This window comes from Thermoactinomyces sp. DSM 45892 (assembly GCF_900107305.1).
In the GTDB taxonomy this organism is placed as follows: Bacteria; Bacillota; Bacilli; order Thermoactinomycetales; family Thermoactinomycetaceae; genus Baia.
This window is the reverse complement of the sequence record NZ_FNPL01000007.1, coordinates 132,189-151,762: the sequence shown is the minus strand read 5'-3', so window position 1 is coordinate 151,762 and position 19,574 is coordinate 132,189. Positions and strand designations below refer to the sequence as shown.

22 protein-coding genes are annotated in these 19,574 nt (G+C 42.4%); all 22 read right to left on the bottom strand.

Going from position 1 to position 19,574, the window contains the following annotated elements:
* On the bottom strand, window positions 1–609 hold the full coding sequence (locus BLU58_RS07590) for a Yip1 family protein (protein ID WP_176786555.1): 609 nt from the start codon (window positions 607–609) through the stop codon (window positions 1–3).
* Between the two features lie 86 nt (window positions 610–695).
* A complete protein-coding gene (locus BLU58_RS07585; RefSeq protein WP_093291618.1) occupies window positions 696–983 on the bottom strand; it encodes a circular bacteriocin, circularin A/uberolysin family in 288 nt (95 codons plus the stop codon).
* 14 nt (window positions 984–997) lie between these two features.
* Complete coding sequence (locus BLU58_RS16355) at window positions 998–1,174, bottom strand: hypothetical protein (protein WP_176786554.1); 177 nt, start codon at window positions 1,172–1,174, stop codon at window positions 998–1,000.
* A gap of 462 nt (window positions 1,175–1,636) precedes the next feature.
* Window positions 1,637–2,245, bottom strand: a complete 609-nt coding sequence (locus BLU58_RS07575) for a hypothetical protein (RefSeq protein WP_093291616.1) — start codon at window positions 2,243–2,245, stop codon at window positions 1,637–1,639.
* A 496-nt stretch (window positions 2,246–2,741) separates the two neighbouring features.
* On the bottom strand, window positions 2,742–3,335 hold the full coding sequence (locus BLU58_RS07565; RefSeq protein WP_093291614.1) for an N-acetylmuramoyl-L-alanine amidase: 594 nt from the start codon (window positions 3,333–3,335) through the stop codon (window positions 2,742–2,744).
* Window positions 3,328–3,564, bottom strand: coding sequence for a phage holin (locus BLU58_RS07560; RefSeq protein WP_093291613.1), 237 nt, complete (start codon window positions 3,562–3,564; stop codon window positions 3,328–3,330). Before BLU58_RS07560 ends, BLU58_RS07565 begins: the two co-directional genes overlap by 8 nt.
* A 12-nt stretch (window positions 3,565–3,576) precedes the next feature.
* Window positions 3,577–3,873, bottom strand: coding sequence for a hypothetical protein (locus BLU58_RS07555; RefSeq protein ID WP_093291612.1), 297 nt, complete (start codon window positions 3,871–3,873; stop codon window positions 3,577–3,579).
* Window positions 3,874–3,911: 38 nt separating this feature from the next.
* The gene (locus tag BLU58_RS07550) at window positions 3,912–5,000 is read right to left on the bottom strand and encodes a phage tail protein (RefSeq protein WP_176786553.1); all 1,089 of its coding nucleotides are present in this window, start codon (window positions 4,998–5,000) and stop codon (window positions 3,912–3,914) included.
* Window positions 4,991–6,418: a distal tail protein Dit gene (locus BLU58_RS07545; protein WP_176786552.1), complete on the bottom strand. Its 1,428-nt coding sequence runs from the start codon at window positions 6,416–6,418 to the stop codon at window positions 4,991–4,993. The genes BLU58_RS07550 and BLU58_RS07545 overlap by 10 nt, the downstream gene beginning before the upstream one ends.
* Entirely contained in the window at window positions 6,402–9,257 is a 2,856-nt protein-coding gene (locus tag BLU58_RS07540; RefSeq protein WP_093291609.1) for a phage tail tape measure protein, read from the bottom strand. The genes BLU58_RS07545 and BLU58_RS07540 overlap by 17 nt, the downstream gene beginning before the upstream one ends.
* A 176-nt stretch (window positions 9,258–9,433) precedes the next feature.
* Complete coding sequence (locus BLU58_RS07535) at window positions 9,434–9,949, bottom strand: hypothetical protein (protein ID WP_093291608.1); 516 nt, start codon at window positions 9,947–9,949, stop codon at window positions 9,434–9,436.
* A gap of 76 nt (window positions 9,950–10,025) precedes the next feature.
* Window positions 10,026–10,958, bottom strand: a complete 933-nt coding sequence (locus tag BLU58_RS07530; protein ID WP_093291607.1) for a phage tail tube protein — start codon at window positions 10,956–10,958, stop codon at window positions 10,026–10,028.
* Window positions 10,959–10,972: 14 nt separating this feature from the next.
* Window positions 10,973–11,434 (bottom strand): hypothetical protein, encoded by a 462-nt coding sequence (locus BLU58_RS07525; protein WP_093291606.1) that lies wholly within the window; start codon window positions 11,432–11,434, stop codon window positions 10,973–10,975.
* A complete protein-coding gene (locus tag BLU58_RS07520; protein WP_093291605.1) occupies window positions 11,434–11,865 on the bottom strand; it encodes an HK97 gp10 family phage protein in 432 nt (143 codons plus the stop codon). The genes BLU58_RS07525 and BLU58_RS07520 overlap by 1 nt, the downstream gene beginning before the upstream one ends.
* Window positions 11,865–12,242, bottom strand: coding sequence for a hypothetical protein (locus tag BLU58_RS07515; RefSeq protein WP_093291604.1), 378 nt, complete (start codon window positions 12,240–12,242; stop codon window positions 11,865–11,867). The genes BLU58_RS07520 and BLU58_RS07515 overlap by 1 nt, the downstream gene beginning before the upstream one ends.
* Complete coding sequence (locus tag BLU58_RS07510; protein ID WP_093291603.1) at window positions 12,242–12,553, bottom strand: hypothetical protein; 312 nt, start codon at window positions 12,551–12,553, stop codon at window positions 12,242–12,244. The genes BLU58_RS07515 and BLU58_RS07510 overlap by 1 nt, the downstream gene beginning before the upstream one ends.
* On the bottom strand, window positions 12,531–13,502 hold the full coding sequence (locus tag BLU58_RS07505; protein ID WP_093291602.1) for a phage major capsid protein: 972 nt from the start codon (window positions 13,500–13,502) through the stop codon (window positions 12,531–12,533). Before BLU58_RS07505 ends, BLU58_RS07510 begins: the two co-directional genes overlap by 23 nt.
* 17 nt (window positions 13,503–13,519) lie before the next feature.
* Window positions 13,520–14,464 carry an XkdF-like putative serine protease domain-containing protein gene (locus BLU58_RS07500; RefSeq protein ID WP_369813706.1) on the bottom strand — a complete coding sequence of 315 codons (945 nt, stop codon included), beginning with the start codon at window positions 14,462–14,464 and terminating at the stop codon, window positions 13,520–13,522.
* A 426-nt stretch (window positions 14,465–14,890) separates the two neighbouring features.
* On the bottom strand, window positions 14,891–15,391 hold the full coding sequence (locus BLU58_RS07495) for a hypothetical protein (protein WP_093291600.1): 501 nt from the start codon (window positions 15,389–15,391) through the stop codon (window positions 14,891–14,893).
* 494 nt (window positions 15,392–15,885) lie between these two features.
* Window positions 15,886–16,740 (bottom strand): phage head morphogenesis protein, encoded by an 855-nt coding sequence (locus BLU58_RS07490; protein ID WP_093291599.1) that lies wholly within the window; start codon window positions 16,738–16,740, stop codon window positions 15,886–15,888.
* Window positions 16,737–18,164 (bottom strand): phage portal protein, encoded by a 1,428-nt coding sequence (locus BLU58_RS07485; protein ID WP_093291598.1) that lies wholly within the window; start codon window positions 18,162–18,164, stop codon window positions 16,737–16,739. Before BLU58_RS07485 ends, BLU58_RS07490 begins: the two co-directional genes overlap by 4 nt.
* Window positions 18,165–18,176: 12 nt before the next feature.
* Complete coding sequence (locus tag BLU58_RS07480; protein ID WP_176786551.1) at window positions 18,177–19,472, bottom strand: DNA-packaging protein; 1,296 nt, start codon at window positions 19,470–19,472, stop codon at window positions 18,177–18,179.
* Window positions 19,473–19,574: the final 102 nt, after the last annotated feature.

Genomic DNA, 19,574 nt, shown 5'->3' with positions numbered 1-19,574 from the left:
CTACACAAACATCAACTTCCCAGTAGCGAGTATCAAAACAATAATTAAAGATTTCCACCACGGTATACGATGTGCTTGTCTGATTCCAACATAAAGTAAAAAGCTACTCCATACGAAAAATGGGTCACACAGCGTTGTATATAGTTTATATTTCACAAATATAGCGTCAAACAATGTCTGGAATCGCTCTCCCATAACCAAACTTACAATCGCTATGATAAGTGCTTTTATAGCCATAGGAATTTGAGAATAGAAGTATACAGAAGCCACAGCACTCATCTTTCCCGTCCCGTTCATCAGGATGGATAAGCCATGTGTAATAAGCACGCCAACACATAAGGAAATGACAGTCTGAAATAATACAAATAAAAATGTCACGATATAAAAGAAATTCTTCATGTCACCCGACTGAAAGTCTATGCTTGGAAGTTGATCCTTAAATGTATCTAACATATATGGTGTAAGAATAAAGGACATTAACATAAATGCAAAAGTCACAAAAAGAAATGACATAAACAGTCTCGGTTTGTCTTTTAGGTTTGAAAAGAAATTTGTTGGATTAAATAATATGTCTATCAACTTGAATTCCGCAGGAATTTTTTGGTTCATATGCAAACTTCCCATTAAGTAAACCCCCTGTATTCATTCTAAATTAGGGTTATCGAGCTGTACTCGATAACCCTAATAAACGGAAATTAATAGGTCAAAGCAGCATGTCTACCATATTTGGCAAGTTGTTTTTTCGCCATTGCAACACAGGCCGCTACTGCTGCCGCTCCCCATCCAGCGCCCACAATTCCAGCTATAATAGCAGTAATCGTCGGCCAAGTTGCGGCTACCTCAATATAAGATAAGATCGTGCTAGCCTTGGAAAGACTTATTCCAAATGTGTCGGCAAGACTCAAAATCCCACCACCACTAAAAGAAAATACAAAGGCCAATGCACCAAAGCCTAATAGGGCTCCCAACATTCTTTTGTTCATATTAAAAACCCCTTTTATTGTTTATTTTTATTCGCAAGGTAATTTGTTGTGGCAACAATCACTATTAAACCTATCAAAGAGACAAGGCGTTTGATCCAAGGATGAGGGAAAACAACGAATTCCCATTCGATTACTATATCAAACAACACAGCTACTAAAATTCCAAAGACTAGATATCTTTTCCGTTTCAACTAAATCCCCCTAGCTAAAACGGTATTAGATAGTTACAAGGGGAGTGTTTATGTAACCCCCTTGTATCACTATTTACTTCTCATCTTTATTTCCTCTTAGATAATTCTAGCCAACGATTGCTTCTATACCTAAAAGATTTATACAGAACTCCAGTACTGGATCTGAAATATTGATCACATTGAACGAGAATAGTGCCTGATATGACATACACAATACAACCGTAATGTTGATTAAAACATCTTACTCCTCTTTATTCCATTTCCTACCTAAATATCTCATCACAGAAATAATTGTTAGGAAACCCAAAAAAGAAACAAGTCTCTTGATCCAAGAATTCGAAAATGTAATAACATCAAACTCAATCAACGCTGAATATCCCATGCAAAGTAAAGCCGTAATTAGAATAAAGTATTTACGTTTCAATTAAACCATCCTATCTCAAAGCTATTACCACAGGCACCCTATTGACGTTTGATAACCATTTCTTTAACACTGAGCCAGTAACCTTTGGCATAGATAGCTGGGATATAATCTTTACCAAACTCTTTAATTGCATCCGCAATTACACCTACGGCGACTGCTTTACCTAGCGCATTAACAGCCCATCCCCAACCCCCAGCTACACCGCCTATACCTACAGTTACTAACTTTTGCATTAGCGATTGACTAACCCAAAGCTCCCATCCCCACCAATGTACCGAAACATCATTTTTTCCTTCTTTTGCAAGCGTCATCATACCGCTAGGAGCTACAGTTACAATAAGAGAATTACCGTTTACTCTAACAACAGCATTTCCCTTAACTGCTTCGTTTGCTTGTTGAATAGATTGCTTGACAGCCACAAGTTCGTTGCTAGAAATTTTCTTTTTGAGCTTATCTTCATTGACCAGTTTGAATTGCTTGTTCTCAATCTTCACATACGGTTCAACTTTGCTCTTAAGAGCTTCAGAGATTTGCCCCACACTATTCACCTGAGCCTGATTTATAGGTGTATCCGCCGAAGCAAAAGCTGGTACTGCTCCTACTGCTAATACTGAAACAGCGACTAAACTAGAAACTAATTTTTTCATAATACTACACTCCCTTGTTCCTATATATTAATTTCGCTTAACAAGACTTCACCTAAACAAATGAAACCTGATTCACTAGTTATAAAAATCTAACTATTTTTGTTTAAATGAAACATCTGATTAAACCGAAATATACGACTAGTATAATACAGGAGAAAAAACTGTCAACATAAAAAATAAATTTTTTAAGATTTATAATATACCATTTTTGGTAGTCTGCTTAAAATATAAAAAATCAGATGCACTTATTAACCATTTATTGGTTTAAATGGTTAATAAAAAGAGTCAGCCTAATCATAGTTCAAATACCGCTATCACTAAGAATATAAACTGTCCATACCATCATCTCCGATAGAGCATGTGCATAACTCACAGATGACGTTCCAATAACATTACCAAAAATGGTGCTCAAAATAGACGCTTTATACTGCGTTGGAAAAAATAAAAAAAGAGTATCGCTCACGGGCTTAAAGTGAGCAATACTCCCTCTATACATCTATCTCTTATCCAATCCTAAAGCTAAAGCAACCCCCACCGTAATTGCCTTAGCCAACCCATCAAGGAACTGGCTGTCCTTCAAAATTTTGTTCTCTGTAGGATTATCGATAAACAGACACTCCAGCAAGACCGCAGACATCTTCGTATCCCTAACAACAGCGATTCTACCCCGTGCCGCTTGAATGTCAACTTTCTCCGGATTCCCATGAGCCTTGACTCCGTAGCCCTTTAAGAACCCAAGCACACTATCATTAATGACCTTCTGAATGCGCTTAGTACGAGTCGGTGCAGGTTGAGCTACATAAGACTCAAATCCAGATCCCCGACCTGCGTTGCAATGTATTGATAGGTAGAAATCAGCACCTTTGTTATTTGCATATGCAATCCGTTTACGGAGCCCTTCTTTGCCGGATGGATAGCTTGCCGATGTATTCTTGTTTCGAGTTAGAGTAGTAACACAAGCATAGCTACCCAGATAGTGATTCACCAACTCTACTAGTTTTAAAGCTACGTCTGCTTCTCGAAGCCCATAACCTACCGCCCCTGGATCTCTACCGCCATGGCCAGCGTCCAGACAGATTAATTTAGTCATGATTAATAGCCTCCTTGTTATCTTTATCGTCTAGGAATCCTTGATTCTGAGTAGTGGGGTTATTCAATATCCCTAACACAACAAGTAAACCTACGATTGAATCTGCAACTGTGGTAATGGCTCCTTGTTTTACTGGAGTAATGTCTACCCCGATAGTCTGTAAAAATAAAAAGACCAACCCCGTTAGGCTGATCCACATTCCACTATTTTTCCAACGATTATTTTTCATATTTATCCTCCACTAGATTGATTTTTTTATAAAAGAAAGTAGTAGCGTAATCGCTCCTGTAACCAATGAGCCTGATACAATCCTCCAGAGCCACACCTGTTGGCTTTCTATTTTGGAAGCAATGTCGTATGCCTCTTCTGACTTTCTAATCGCCTCACGACTCCGCTCTTCCGTTTGTCCAAAGTCCTCTAACTTAGCTTCCATCACGCTTATACGAGTCAGAATTTGTTGAGACGTACTTCCAATAGCCTGTATAGATTCATACATTTCTTTTCCAGATATATAGATGCCTTGCTTTTCTTCATCCAATGGGATCACCTCCTCTCCGATTCAATCTGCTCACGGGATTAAACGCCCCCTAAGATCACTTGATTCTGTTGTGGATCAACACTCGTCTTGCTACTCTTCTTCTCGGTGACCCTGCCTCGGATCGCAAGCTCCGGAGTAAAGCTGTGATCCTTCACAATAATTTCATCCCCTAATCGGCATTGTTGCCCTATTAGTCTTTCGAGTAGGAGAACACTCATCTGATAGGTTACTTTCGGCCTACTCCTTTTATCGAGTTCCTTTACTGTGTTCTGATAGAGTTCAGCAGGATTCGTAGCCGATTCATCTTTGTAGACTCCAAATATATGCTTGCCATTTCGCCTCCAACGCTGTAGAGATTCGATACTCCCAACCCAGTCTTCATTCTTTTCATACTTGAAATTATCTGGAGGAGTATAGTCTTGAAATGTGAGGATACTCCCATCACCCTCATCCTTCCCGATACCAATTAGGGCCGTTACCAAATCCTTCGTATCCCTCGTCCTCTTAACCTCTACTAGATCCCGTCCATAAGAGAATATCTTCCCTGTGACCTGTCCTCTTTTCCGATAGACGTTTACATATTTTCGTTTTAGTCGTAACCCTTGAAAGTCAGCTCGAAACTCGACCTCCGCTTCATATTGATCCATGATTTTGTGGAGAGCTGCTAACGATGTTGGATAGTCCTTAAACACGAAGTCTTGTACACCCACGTACTCAACCGTGCCTAATTCCCATCCAGTTCCTTGGAGGATATAGTTCATTGCTTGCTCTAGCGTTTGACTGGGTAGAGAAACAGGGCGCACAATATTAGACAACAAATCTGGAACCGCCGCATTCTCGCAGAAACAATAGAGATCTCCTTTGCTGGTATCGATCATTTCTTTGATCTGAAACAGCTCCATTTTCCAATCTAGGTTTGGATATAAAATAAACCCATTTTCCTGTAGGAGAATGGACTTAATATGCTTTGCTGGCACAGTAAATTCAAGTGTTAGAAAACCATGCTTTAGCTTTTCAACATGCTCATCATCGTAATAGGGACAGGCGTTCTCTAACTGATTACTTAGAAGTCCAACAACTTGATAATGTGGATCTAACACATAGAGATAGTCGTTGATTAGAGCCACCTCTCTTGAAATGTCACCTTACCGTTCTGAATCACAGATGGAGAGCATGTGATGACATTCTTGCCTTTTTCTAAGCGAAGAAACTGACTTGATGGCTTCAATGAACTATAGAAAGGAAAGCCATTCTTTAGTACTTCCCCACTTGCACAATCGATTTGAAGTTGGTCTCCCTTTTCGAATACATTCGGTGTCTCTTCTTGGATTACATTTTCTTCGAACACTCGAACTAGGTCAAAGTAGGCATTCGTATACGGATCATTCTCTCCCCTGGCTCCGATGTGAATTTGGATTCCTGCTATTGGAGTCTGGTGCAAGGACTCAGTATCAAAATACTGGTTAGACCATACTTGTGCCGTCACGAAGCCACCTCTATTCATCTTGAAACTCCACATTTGTCCGATTCGAGAAATGGAGATTCTCCCAGAAAAACGTGTAAGGAAGAGTCCCTCTAAATCCTGATTCACAAAATAGTGCCCATCATCTAGTGTTCCAGTTCTCGCCTCCATCGTGGGCCTATTCATGGCGGTCGTAAAATTACAGAGAGCCATTTTCCCTATCCGATTGTTGTTTACATCTAGCAAGTAAATTTCAATTCTTCCCACACGTCCTTCATGTCCCTCCATAGCGAGTGTTGTAAATCCCACACGAGCTTCTACAGAAAAATCCTGAAGAGGCTGGGGAAACACCTTAATTTTAGCTGGACCATGCCAACCTTCCCCTTTTCCATAATCAGCGACCCGTATCTCCTCCCCATTGGACTCGAAACTACCTGTAACCGTTCCACCATCCATCGCAATACCGGATGTCCACTTTGCAATGGAACTCCCATCATCATCTATCACAAGTTTTTGTGTGGGAACATTTTCACCTTTGGTATCTATGGCTGGTTGTCCAAAGTATAGAGACTGAGCTTCATTTAAGACGGCAAATTCGGTTGTGGGAGCTGTGAACTCCATTTCAATCAACGGCAGGGTATCCACTCCACCTTGATTCTCAACCTCCACAGATCCCGATTGAAAAAGGACTTCTTTCTTTTTTCCATAGGCATATGGGTCTGTACATAAAAAGGAGATCCGACATTGACCTATACTCAGCAATAGGTTTAAATCGGTATCTCCTGTTAATTTGGCAAGATAATAGACATCTGGATCGTCTAGAAGTTGAAGTGATTTTGCTTCTGTGTAATAGAGCCACTCTCCGAAATCTCTCACTTTCTGAAGCAGATCAGACAAGCTATCTGCTTCAATCGTAATATCCACTGAAATAACCCGGTCCTCTAGCTCATTTCCAAAGTCCCATGAACCAGCACGGCCTTTGATGTTAGATGTTGTCTGCTTCACACCTGTCAGGATCGGAAGATGAAGATCTTTGACTATTACATAAGAAGGAAGGTCTTGTTTGTTAAATCGAATAGCCAAATGACATCCCTCCTGCACGTTTCTGAATGGTTTCTTGTCGTTCTATTTCTTCTCGGAGTAACTTGGCTATCTTGGAAATATCTATTTCTTCTCGGACTACTAATTGCTCGATGTTGATAATGATGTCACTCTGTCCTGTAGATCTCTCTGGCATCTGTTTGGCAATGGTATCGGCAAAGGGTTTCATTCGATGTCCTGAGAGGGGAACGACTGCTTCCGGGCCAGCTTCACCAACCCCGATCACACTAGCTCCATCAAACAGTCCACCTTTGGCATACCAGCTAATATTAAAGTCTGGATACGGTACTGAGACTCCTCCAATATTGGCAGTAGCCTTTCGTACCGAGATATGAGGTAGTTTCGGTTTCGGTATGGTAATCCTCATGCTTGCAAAAGCACTTACAATACTGCTTACGATGGACTTCACTCGATCATAGGCCCCTTGGATCGGGTTAATAATCGCTGTCTTCACCCCATTCCACACACTTGAAGCGGTAGAGAGGATGCTATTCCACGTGGAGGATAACCAGCCAACTATAGGCGAAACAACGGATCGGATTCCTGATACTGTCCCTGACCAAATAGAAGAGGCTAAAGACCTGATTGAACTCCATATACTTGATGCAGTGGAACGAGTACTGTTCCATATGGACGACAGCCACCCCACGATAGGAGATATTGCGACACGGATGGCAGAAGATACACCTGACCAGACGCTCGAAGCTACCGATACCAAAGAAATCCAAATGGAGTTTAGAAAACCTACTAATATAGACCAGCTTGTCCGAATCCAGCTTACAATCGTGGTCACAATGGGGCTGATAACGGACGATACTAGATTCCATCCCACTTGAAATAATGCAGGGAGCGTCCCACTAAATAGGATCGAGAAGAAGGTGACTAGTGCTGTCCATGCTTCTTGGATGAAAGTGATAACAGGCATCATGTATGGAGAAATCACTGCCCATAGGTTGGAAAAGAACTGGGTTACGGTCTCAGAGACGGATTGCCACAAATTGGACCACCACTCGCTGAATCCGCTCCATGCATCCATAATCCCCTGTGCAATAGAAGTGAAGAAACCATTCACATCTACTCCAAAACTTTGAAGGATGGCTACAGTCCCCTCCCACATTCCAGAGAAGAGTTCCACAATGACTAAGCAGACGTTTTCTGCTACTCTGCTTACATCTTGCAGGGCATTTCCAAAGTGTTTCATGGCTCCATCAAAATCACCTGTGAGTAAAAGAACCAATCCTGAGATCATATTAGCGGCGGCTGATAGTGCATTGATGATAAGATCAATTAATGGCCCGAGTGCGCTAAACAGCCCATTTAGAACGGGCAGAATCGCTATTAGGGCTGTAACCAGAGCATCACCGAACAGCTCAATAATGGGTTGTGATGCTTTCCATAGACGTGCAAGGCTTGCTTGGATCGGCTCTAGGTACGACGAAAACGTGGAAGCTGATGTTGAGAACATTTCTACCGTAGCTGACCATATACCGTCAATGGCTTGTTTGAACCACTCAAATTGTTTATACATCCAAACCAGCCCTGCGGCGATGGCTCCGACTCCCACTACAACGAGTCCTGCTGTAGTTGCAAAGAATGCAAACACTTCTGCTACAGCTGACACTACCATCACTAAGGAACCAAACACCATGACAACCAGAGGCAGAACAGCTAGTATCCCCATAGCACCTATCAGGAAGAGTTGCTGTTTATCGTTCAGCTTACTAAACCACTCGGAGAAGGATTGAACCTTCTCAATCACAGCAGGTAGATACTTTTGAGATAGATCAACCAGAACACGTCCTAATGGTTCTAGGGATTCCTGTAACTTTCGCCAATCGGAGGCAAGTTGTACCCAAGGCGAACTTTGAATCGCCTTTGCTACTTCTTCTGCTCTGCCTTTTGTTTCGAGAAGGCGACTATTTAAGTTCTTCCCACTCAGGTCTGCTGTCGTGTAGCCTGCGGCGATTAAGTCGAAAGCCTGATTGCTAGTGACCTTAAACTTATCCATGATCTCCTTTGCTTGATCGATGGATTGAACGGCATCGATTCCGAGTGCCTTCGATAATGCAAGAGCTTGATAGACAGCATCTTGCAATCGTGTCTCGTTTAGCTTCTGAAACTTCTCTTTCGCATGACCTGCTACAATCGCCACTTCTTCCACGTCTTTGCCGAGTCCATCTCGGAACACTCTCTTTGCGATAGGAGCCACCTGTTCGATCTGACCTCGAACGCCTCCTAATTTCGCTGTTAGAATCGCCATCATATGAGAACTATCGGCCGATGCTTTGAATGCAAGTGCAGATATAAGACCTATGGGAGCAGTAAGACCTTGCGTTGTATTGTCCGCGAAGTCCACCATTCCCTCGCCTACTTCTCTGCCTCTCCTTCCTACTTCCCGAATGCTATGCCCCAGTCTGTTTACTTCTGATATCGCTTTTCTCACATTGGCATGAATGGAAAAGAAGTGGTCTCTGGATGCTTCTTTCACTTTTCGAGACAGTTCTTCAACCTTACTCTCAGCTTTCTCTGTTTGAGCGTGAAACCGAAACTCCACATTGTTATCCACACTATCCACAGTCGATTGCAACTGTTTCACATTCGATTCTACTTGTCTGATTGCACGGATCACTTTTTGTAAATCTCGAACGGACTCTTCTGTGTGTATATCCGGATTAGGTATCTGCTCTATTTTGCGATCCAGCTGATCCACGATCTTAATTACATTCCCAAAAGATCGATCTGCCTCACGAGCTACTTTCGCAAACACGGAAGAAGCATGGTCTACCCCGTCAACAATAATTTGCACAGACTCTTTTGCCATTCCATCATCGCCCCCCTACAGGAGTCCGTGCTTGACGCTTCATTCGAGACTCTTCTTGCTTTTGCTCTTCGTTCCAATTCAAGACTAAGACTTGCTTTTGTAAGGGGGTTAGGTCCGCATAATCACTCGGTCTCATCCCGATATGACGAACGAAGAAGTAAAACTCCCTTGCCGCATTACTCTTGGCGAAAGGAGTTTAGGTTTTGCTCACCTTGTTCTGTTTGTTCGGTTTGCGTATTCAATTCTTGTTGGTCATCTTTTGGGGACTGCTCTTGTGGTTCCGTTTGTGTTGAAGCAGATTCTTGTTGCTTCTTTTTGTTTGCTACTCCTGAAATTTCTAAAATTCGATTGTACGCACCTTCGATCCACTCCGCCTTCCAAAGTTGATCGATCATGTCCTCCGTCCACTCTGGATCAACTGTTCCGAGAGCTACTGCTTTCAGTTCTGCTTTCGCAGAGTCCCGAATCACATCTGCGGTATTCATTTCCATCTCCTGCGATGACATCCGACCTGATGTACCTACGTTCTTAGAATTCATTTTGATCGATGCTGTTTCGACTGCTTGAACCTCTGCTTTTTCAATATGGGTTAATGGACGGATTTCAATTTGATAAATCTCTTCATCTACTCGAACCTCGTAGAAATCTCGGTATTTCTTGCCAGCTAGTAATGCAGTTGTTAGTTTATTCATTATTGGTTCCTCCAATTGGTTTATGATTTCACTTGTATCAAACAAATATATTGCCTACTACAAAAGTGTAACAACGTTAGTAGGTAGACCTATCATTTGTAATACTAAACTCGATAGGCCCAGTTCCATCGGGTTTAACGAGTGCTCGTAATGTGGTGGTTTGTTCAATAGAGTCACGACCTGAGAGTGGTTGTTGCATAGAGGTGTAAACACCCCTTGGGATAACCAGATCGATGTGATCCCCTATATGAATCTTCGTTTCAAACTCTAGTAGCTTATTTTGAGTCGGCCCAGTAGAATTCCCCCAAAATCGCTCTAAATGAACTGTTGAAAAGAAAGAGAGGTTCATTTCCATCTCAACTAGAAACGCTCCTCGATATGCTCTTCTTGGGAAACGAGAGCCAATGGTTACACCTTTTTCATTGTCCGCACCCGTCTCAATCTTAATCGAAAACGACTGAATATAGGCTGACTCATCAAGCCCGTTCATAGTCGCTGTCACCTGACTAGGGCTATAGATGTCTCCTGATGTAAATATAGGGTTGGTTTGCAAGGTAGACTTCTCATCTTTCCCACCGATAATATCAACCGATCCAATCAGAAAGTTAGCGTCTAGTTCCAAGTTCACTGCACTTACAACGCATCCAGAAAACTGATGCTCAAAGACATCTTTCCCAACCCTCGCTGTAAAGGAATCCATTAATGAGGATTGCTTTGGGTAAAAACGATGTGTAAAGGATGGCTCTTTTCCAACCACCTCGTAGCCTCCTAGTGCCCACTTCAGGAAATAGGGGAAGGACTTTAAGTCGAATGGGACGGATAAGCTTCCTTCAGATCGATAGATCCCCGGTGCAACAATCCGATCCAGACGAGAAACCCCTTCGTAAATCAATACCTGATCCCCAGCAGGGTCTAATTCCGCTGACTCAGGGTCTATGATTTCGGTAGCTGGAACCGGGACCCCAAATTCTTTCTCTTCCCCAAAGCCAAAATAACGTGCAATAGCCATTTAAACACCTCCCTTCACTCTTTTCTTTGAATACGAAAAGCAAACTCACAACTTGCCCAGTACACGTTCGAGTTAGCCATTGCTTCATAAGATGGATCATAATGGAGTGGCCTGACATCAAATACTTTTCCATTCAAGGTGCGATTAGATGAAATGAGATCATATACCTGAGCTGTTAAATCCTCTGCTCGATCTTTCCCTATCGCTGGCTCTGTATCGTACACCATGACCACAAAAGTGAATGTAAAGTCGTGAATAGCCATGTGGCCACCCTTTAGATCCGGTTGATGTGGAGAAGGAAGAACCCATAATAAAGGCATATCTTCAATATTTCCGATGTCCGTTCTGTCTCCATAAACAATAGAGACGAGATCGGATAGATAACCCGACCTCGCCTCCTGTAGGCTGGTAAGGAGTGTTTCTTTGATTTCTTTCCTGATTACCGCTAGGTTCCTCGCATCAATTGAATATCCCACTATATAAGCCCTACCTCCTCTAAAGCCATCTCTACAAATTCCGCCTTCCGATGCTCAGTCTGTTCGATAGATTTCTCGATATACTTTCTTCCTTTCATTCCACGGACACTTCTAGCAAATACTGTTCTCCCTTGGCTTTGGAAGACAAGAGCTTGTCCACTACGAGGACGTATCGGTTGTCTCCGAGGACCATAAATTCCTGTCCCATCGTTTGTATATCGAGCATAGGCAACTGCTGTCTGCACCTTGTATCTTAAACTGCTTAGTCGATTCATCTGCCACGAACCAGCCAGTCGGCCGTGGCTAACGGGAGAGTTTTCTCTAATGTTCCCCCATACATCAAGGGCTGTATATTCTACTGCTTGTTTGACTGCCATGGATGCTTTTCGGGCAATCTCTCGGATACGATCTTCTTGTATGTGGGCTGGCATTAGATTCTCCACTCCGATCCCGAATGAAACAAAGAGAGCTGTCTTTTTTGATAGGGGCGAAGCTCCCAGTCTAGATCCTTTACAACATCAGATGCATTGAGGATTTTGACTGCAAACTCGCCTACTTGAACCACTTTGCTTGTTCGACTCTGAACAGCATAACCAACTAACTTGGATACGGTACGAATTACAACCGATTCAATCCCCTGCCAACGAGCATCGCTAGGTTGAACACTCTCTCCTAAGCGCTGGTCCACTTCGGCTGAAATGTGGACTAACCATGTGACTAAAATAGCATCTAGTTCCGAATCACTGACTTTGAACGTAGTAGGCTGAACCCCTGTCAGCTGTCTCACGAGTAATGATGATCCATACATTATGATTTACCTTTTAGTTCTGTGAGCTTGTCCAAGAGTGTCTTACGATTCTTGGTTCTCTGCTCCGCTTCTATAGCCTCTTCAATCGTCAGCTTCTGTTCTTGTATCCCTTGCAACACTTCGTCTACTGTCATGTTGCTCACATCATATTGCTTTAGAATCTCGACATTTAGGAATTTACAAGCTTGTAAGAGAGTCAGATGACGGGGATGATCCATATAAATCTCTACTGCTTGCTTCGGCTGAAAGTAGTAACCTAGTCTCTCAATGACTTGGTCGGGATGTGTATTATTTACCTTTACCTTGATCACCTGCCACTACCTCCTGTCCTGCATATCCTGTCGCCACGACACTCGCATTCTCATCTTCATAATGACAATCCGTACGTGTGGTAATGACAAAGTCCGTTCTACGTGCTTTCGGCACACGATCTGTCTCTACTTTGATGTCTCGATAGAGTCCATAAACTAAATTACTTGGTGGTGCGAGTAATGCGCTTCCCATAGGCATTTGTGGTACATACTCCAGTTTGATCCCTTTATAAGATAGATCAATCGCTCCCGTTTTGGCTGCGTCGCCGAGTGCGGTTTCTCGTAGCCCTAACTTCTCACGGTAATCGTCAAGCATGTCCCATGTTACATAAAAACGCCATTGCGTTAAATCAGTTAAGTACTTCTTCGGACAAGCATCTAGCATTTTTCTCAGCAGGCTTTCCACATCTGCATTCACAAACTGACTGGCATTAGGAGCTGTAGCGACACCTGTTACCTTATTTGCGGATTTTTTGAGCCAACCATCCGTGATGCTGAGAAGCTCATCGGGGGATGATTTGTCTCCAGCGAGATACAAGTATTCTAGGTCTCTACCTGATGCCTCGCCCAATAATTGCAGCACTGTATCTTCAAACTTCCCACGCTCTATATTGTCTTCCAGCGTGTGATCTGTAAGACCGACAAACCCACCTAGCTCTTCCGAGGTAAGTTTATTTACTGCAGTGGCTACCTTTTGTTCATTGCTAATATCCTTCTGTTCGCCGCCCGTCTTTTTCAGGATACGACCTGCGAACATCACTCTATCGATTTCACGAGTATGGGAGTTCATGTCTAGGCGACGTGCTGATCTGAGTAGCGGAGTGGAATTTTCCACTACTCGAATAAATTGTTGTGCCTTTTGGGGTGTAAGTAGACTAGAACTGATATCGGATCTCGTTATAGCTTTAATGGTTGCGTTTAGCTTGGTTAAGATGTTTTGTGTGTCCATTGATTGATCTCTCCTTATTAGTTAGATATACGAATCCCAAACGCATTACGAGTAGATGGTTCTGGATCGTCAGGCTCTGATGGGCTATCTAGATCCTGTCCTTTGAGCTTCTTTGAATTAAAAAAAAGCCCATACGACTTGGACTTTTCTGCAACGTTTTCTATTTCGTTTATCTTGGAAAGAAGCGAATCATATTCTTCTTTCGACAAGGTAACAACCTCTTCTGGTATATCTACACCTTCCTGTTGATCTACTGTTTCAGAAGGATTAATTACTTCCCCTTCTTCCTTAGCTGAGGCGCTCACCTCTTCCACAGCCTTTTTAACCATCTCTTCCACAAAAGATTGTATTTCTTCTTTATCCATCTGCTCTCCTCCAGTTGATTCTTCCACACTCTTATGGCTCGATATTAATTGTTTTAACTTGGCAAACAAGCCATCTGGTGAATCTTCTTTTTCCTTTGACTTAACGACTAAGAATCTAGCTTTAGGCACACATGGCTCATCCACAAGCGAAACAGCGTTAACAATCCAATCCGCTCCGAGATCCTTGAGTGTGATTCGTTTTAACGCCATCTGTATGTCTTGATTAGATTGGTTTTTTATAACAGCCTGTGGAATTCCCATAATAGAGAAGCCTGTAAGTTTGCCTTTCTTCACATTTGACCAGGCTGATTCATCCGTCACACGAACACCTAGCATCCACGATCCTTGAGGAACGGTGACATCATCAAAGGCGAGATCCACAGGTGCTATATATGACTCAACCAAACTCCCAACATTATTTAATGAGTGCTGTAAGTCGATATTCGCATATTTTTCTACGAATCGATGAGCAACCTCTTCTATTTTTTCTTGGCTAATCCTATCTCCATCATGATCCGGCTCATTCGGAACCAGTACTGGCCCATAAACAATTCTTTTTTCACTATGCTTGTGAACAAACGGTGCTGTTAGTTCGATGCTTAATCCCCTCCTGTTTGGAATAACTCCAGATATCTACGAATATCTTTTATTGCACGACAAATAACCTCCTTGTGAAAGGAGGGAGTAGCATTGATCTTTATTAAAGTCATAATTAAAATTACGCTAAAGAATAAGTAATACCTTTCGACGAGAGTGGTTATGTGGGTAATCACTCTCTTTTTTCCTGCCTTATTGACATATTACATGCCTTATAATTGTCATTTTGACCGGACAGAGAGTACAACCCCTACTCCATTATGGAAGCATGATTCTGTATACTATATGAGTAATTCGATATCATTTAGTACCTTTTGATATCTTTTTTGATATCATTTTTTGATATCATTTTCGATGTCTTTTTTGAATCATTTTATGACATTAAAAATGATTCAATTTCAAGAAAAAATTGTATAGCAAATGACTTTATTGACTTGCTTTAACTTCAAACTTCGCTTCGTGATACTCAATTACTTCGCCTTTTTTCGGATCATTATCTGCAAACTGAACAGCTGTAACAGTGTACTGGTTAGGCTTTAATAACTCACCCTCTAATGGCAAGGACCCTTGCATCATTTCACCAGCCTGTGTTGTCTCTAGGAATTTCTTATTGACATAAAGAAAGACTTCCTTATCCCCTTGAAAATTCTCTAGCGTATACCCAACCTGAATAAGCACAGCGTCTTTGCCTGCAAACAGTACAGGAGTTTGCCCTTTAGCAGAGTCTCCACTCTCTGTTTGTACACTTATTTCCCCTTTCCCTTTTTCTGTGGAATTCGGGAAAGCATATTTGCTTTCTTCTTTCGGCTTTTCTGCAACTTTTTCCTCAGCTTTAGGCGTATCTACTTTAGTTGCTTCCTTAGTTCCACAAGCCACCCCAATTAAAGCTACAGATAGTGCAAGAGATAAGACTAGAATCCGTTTCATGTGTTTGTTCTCCCCTTAGATAGTATCTATATTTTTAGCTTCTTCACTATTTTACTACGTCCCTAATCACTAGGATATCAGTAATAATCTACTCTTTCTGGATAAATAATCCTAAATCAACCATCGAATCACTCATAGAGCCAGCTTTTCCTCCATAGATATCCCATAGGAATAATATCCCTTCACGACAAAGACTCCCTTTAGAAAGGAGGGGATAAAATGAGAGCTATCTTTAGGGCTATAGCAAAACTTCTAGCCATGATTTCATCTAGAAAACAAACGACCATGATCGTCATTCTAATCAACACAAAATAATACTTTAGAAGAGGGTGATTACTGGCATAATCACTCTTTTTTCTTTGCTTGCTATATATCATACATATACATGATATATATTCCTTAGATAAAGATATATGTTTGAGATAGCTTTGGGAGCTATATAAAAAGATATCTTTGCCATGCTGATATTGTATTAAATAAAGACTCAACAGTGATTACAGGCTATGTTGCATAATTGTAACCACCTCATCTCGCTTAGGCAAATACGGTCGAATCCGACACCGACAATGAATCCATTCCCTCGGTTCACCAGATCGATCACCCGGGAAAAATAGCCCATTTGAAAATCGCTCATACAATCCCACCACTTCACCATGCATCTTCACATGATTGGCTTTATCTCTCGGCTTATTCCCCCTCACTCTTCGATCTCTAGCGGTAATCCATTGTTTATATCTGACCCCAAACTCGCTTAACGTTTCGAAAATCCCCTCATTCTGAGCAGAGTTAATCTCCGTTCTAGCGATCCGCTTTAGACGGTATTCCTTGATCTGATCAAACTCCCTTTGTAGCTCCTTAGACGCTTCCTCTATTCCCAGTCCCTTTTTATACGACCGAGCCAAGTTTGCTGAGAAATCGCCTATAATCCGCTCTGCCGTAGCCCGACTGAAGGTATATGACTGATCTCGCAACCTACCATATGTCCAGCGATCAAAGTCCGAATAAGAGTAAGTAACCCCGTTCTCCTGCAGATCATCGAAGGCAATCATTCGTCCTCGTCCAGCACTCTCCATTGCGTTATTAGCCACAACCTTTGGTAAATCGTCTTTGAGATGCTTGAAAAACTCCTCAATAAACAACAGCCGTCTAATTGGATCTTGCGGAACATAGCCCATCGATATGAGCTGAGAGATCATGCGGTTCTCGACTCCTACAAATAGCTTCCAAAGCTGATATTCGAGCTTCTTCTCGGCTTCCAATAACTCCTCATCTATCTGTTTAAAAGCAGGTAGACAACCACACTCTGCTAGAAATGAAGTAACCTCCTCTAGCATCTTCTCTGCCTTCATTTGGTTACCACCTCTAGAAGTCGCTCATGAAGTGATTTGATCGACTTGAGTAATTCATCTGGGGAATGAGTAGGAGGCTTCCAGCTTTTCAACTGATCAATCGGAACTCCGTTAATGTATGGTGAGTCCATCAAAGGATGCTCCATTCTCACTTCCCCTATGAGTTCTCTCACCTTGTTAGGAGTAACCGCACCCATGTTGAACTGTCTAGAAAAAACCTCTGTCTGCCTTATTTCATCTCGGTTATCAATTTCATTAAATTTGAAAGTCCAATCGCTAACTCCAAAAGCATTGAGAATATGTTTATTTAGCCGAGCCTCTACCATTTCTTGCCTTGGATTGATGATGCTCTGCTTATAAATCTCGGTTGATTCCTCTGCTGTCGATCCACCTAGTTTTCCATCTTCAGATATACCGATCCGATAGCTAGGAACACCATGACTAGACAACACCTCATCTCGATTGTCCTTCCTATATAAACGAAAAGAAGCCTCCTGCACATCCACAGCAAGAGCCTGAAAGTTAAACTCTACTTTCTCATCTCCACCACTAGCAGTCAGCACTAACGTAGCATGTCGGTTCTCTTTTAGATCCTTTTGGAAGAATCGTTTAATCATGTCTTCCGTATACTTGTCCAAGTCCGCTCCCGATACAGTAACAGCATAGGCTGGAATGGCATGATTCTCAAAGAAGGAGATGTTGAACTCTTCCCGTTCCTTATCCCCTAAGATCGCTCCCAGTGCTGGTAAAATGTCTGGAACCCCATAGTAGTCACTCCGTGGCGAGTAATTGAGAATATGAATAATTTCCGTTGCTCTCTCATTATAAGGAAGCCCACCTAATGAAAACTTCTCCCCCGTCTCATCATGTACATCCCACGGAGCTCCTGCTCGTTTAAACCATCTCTTCCTTATACCCCTGATTTGTAAGAACAACGAGTCGTCCATATGTCTTCTCATGGTATGAGAGGGAATATGATCGATCCCCGTTAACTGCTGGTTTTCATCTCGAATCAATTCTAAGTATCCATTCCCTGTTGCCTCGAAATCCTCCATCCATTGACCTAATACCTCTCCTAATGTTTTTTCTGGATGGAGGCTGTTAAGAAAGGGGAGAACCGATTCCTTCTGCAATTCATTTGGATTCTCTATCCCCTCCATCGGCTTTAGCTTCCAACCCAGACCTACCGTATCCCTTGCTTTCACTTTGACAGCACGATAGTGGTACGTGTTCATCTCCATGAGCTTTGCGAGAGCTTCCATATTATAAAGTGGCTCTACAACCCCTCGCTCACCATACTCATTAACAAATACATCGGAGGGAATTTGCTTTGACATCGATTTAGCAGAGTACTGCTGTAAATAGTCTGAGGTAATTACTTCTCCATCCTTCAATACATAAGCCTTCACTTGTGATTTATCCATATACATCCTCCACTACACTACCCTTGCTTTCACTTTCGCTTTTCCTTTACCAATCATCAACTCAGTTAATGCCCAGACCAAAGCATCCATCCGGTCTGGCGATTTCATATGATGCGGTGACCATGTACACATTTGATCTTCTAGCGTCCCCAAGCTTCCTACATGATGTACACGACCTTGCTCATAAAGTGCCGCCACAGGTTCCGCTCTGATGTATTTCCCACGTGATGCATGAACTTTCTTATAGGCAACCATCGGATCCACGGTTCGAATAGTATGTTCTACTAGGTCTCCCCCGTTATTTGCTTCGGCCACAATTCGGTCGGCTTGATATTTGTAGTAAGCAGTCACAGCCGATCTTGCCCACCCATCCGGTGTCCCCTGTAACGATAAATCATCCAGTACATAAGCATGGCCATCTACTCCTTTACCGACAATGACAATCCCCGTTTCATCCGATCCCTCTTCACTCGTGACCGCTGGATCAATTCCCACAACCACTCTTATCAATTCAGGATGACACTTCACTCTTAAATCATCTAACTGCTGTCGCTTCCACAATGCTCCTACCACATCGTCCAAAATCTCCGCAAAAAGCTCCTGCCTTCCAAGCCGTGTCCCTTCGTATTGGTACACGATTTGCTCAAGAAAAGCAGGAGCTAGGTTATCCGCATTTTCAAAGGTAGAACCCCTTGTAATCGAGGTTGTACTTGATTTAACGATAGTTTGAATTAAGGGAGTAGGTTTCGGCGTGGTTGTAATGATCGCCCGTGGATTTACACCGAGTCGCAGACCGAACATTAACATATCCCATGTTTCTTGCGGATATTTCCAAGCGGCGAGTTCATCACACCAAGCCAGTTCATGTTGGGGGCCACGCAATTGTTCGGGATGTGCCCCTGAGAAAATAGTAGCTATCGCTCCGTTTGGCCATTCTACACGCCGTTTAGAGGGGTAATAAGTCGGCATAAACCAAGGAGGGCTAATCGTAAGAATCCCACTCTCTCCTTGAATCATCACGTCCCTTGCATCGGCTGGCGTAGGGGCTACGAGAGCCAATCTCTTTACCTTCCCTGAGCGTACTTGATCAATGACATACTCAGCCCCCGTCCTTGTCTTTCCGAAGCCACGTCCAGCAAGCAAAAGCCATGTCCTCCAATTCCCCTCTGGTGGCAACTGGTTCGGCCTCGCCCAAAAATCCCAACTATAAAGGAGTTTATCAATTTCTTTATCGGATAAGCCGTCTAGTAATTCCTCTCTTTCATTTATTGGAAGTTGACTTACAAGGATGGCTAAACTCTTGTCCAATGTGCGTCTGCCTCCTTATTTTCTTACGAATAATGAATGAAAAACCGTTTACTTTAATGAGTTAATGAGGTAATATGTGAGTGTAGTAGAAATTAATACTAA

Excerpts from the sequence above, each read along its gene's own strand:
- BLU58_RS07565 (WP_093291614.1), bottom strand. The coding sequence starts at position 3,335 with ATGACTAAATTAATCTGTCTGGACGCTGGCCATGGCGGTAGAGATCCA.
- BLU58_RS07590 (WP_176786555.1), bottom strand. The coding sequence starts at position 609 with ATGAACCAAAAAATTCCTGCGGAATTCAAGTTGATAGACATATTATTT.
- BLU58_RS07490 (WP_093291599.1), bottom strand. The coding sequence starts at position 16,740 with ATGAAGGCAGAGAAGATGCTAGAGGAGGTTACTTCATTTCTAGCAGAG.
- BLU58_RS07505 (WP_093291602.1), bottom strand. The coding sequence starts at position 13,502 with ATGGACACACAAAACATCTTAACCAAGCTAAACGCAACCATTAAAGCT.
- BLU58_RS07515 (WP_093291604.1), bottom strand. The coding sequence starts at position 12,242 with ATGTATGGATCATCATTACTCGTGAGACAGCTGACAGGGGTTCAGCCT.
- BLU58_RS07585 (WP_093291618.1), bottom strand. The coding sequence starts at position 983 with ATGAACAAAAGAATGTTGGGAGCCCTATTAGGCTTTGGTGCATTGGCC.
- BLU58_RS07520 (WP_093291605.1), bottom strand. The coding sequence starts at position 11,865 with ATGCCAGCCCACATACAAGAAGATCGTATCCGAGAGATTGCCCGAAAA.
- BLU58_RS07535 (WP_093291608.1), bottom strand. The coding sequence starts at position 9,949 with ATGAATAAACTAACAACTGCATTACTAGCTGGCAAGAAATACCGAGAT.
- BLU58_RS07530 (WP_093291607.1), bottom strand. The coding sequence starts at position 10,958 with ATGGCTATTGCACGTTATTTTGGCTTTGGGGAAGAGAAAGAATTTGGG.
- BLU58_RS07540 (WP_093291609.1), bottom strand. The coding sequence starts at position 9,257 with ATGGCAAAAGAGTCTGTGCAAATTATTGTTGACGGGGTAGACCATGCT.
- BLU58_RS07575 (WP_093291616.1), bottom strand. The coding sequence starts at position 2,245 with ATGAAAAAATTAGTTTCTAGTTTAGTCGCTGTTTCAGTATTAGCAGTA.
- BLU58_RS07485 (WP_093291598.1), bottom strand. The coding sequence starts at position 18,164 with ATGGATAAATCACAAGTGAAGGCTTATGTATTGAAGGATGGAGAAGTA.
- BLU58_RS07495 (WP_093291600.1), bottom strand. The coding sequence starts at position 15,391 with ATGAAACGGATTCTAGTCTTATCTCTTGCACTATCTGTAGCTTTAATT.
- BLU58_RS07560 (WP_093291613.1), bottom strand. The coding sequence starts at position 3,564 with ATGAAAAATAATCGTTGGAAAAATAGTGGAATGTGGATCAGCCTAACG.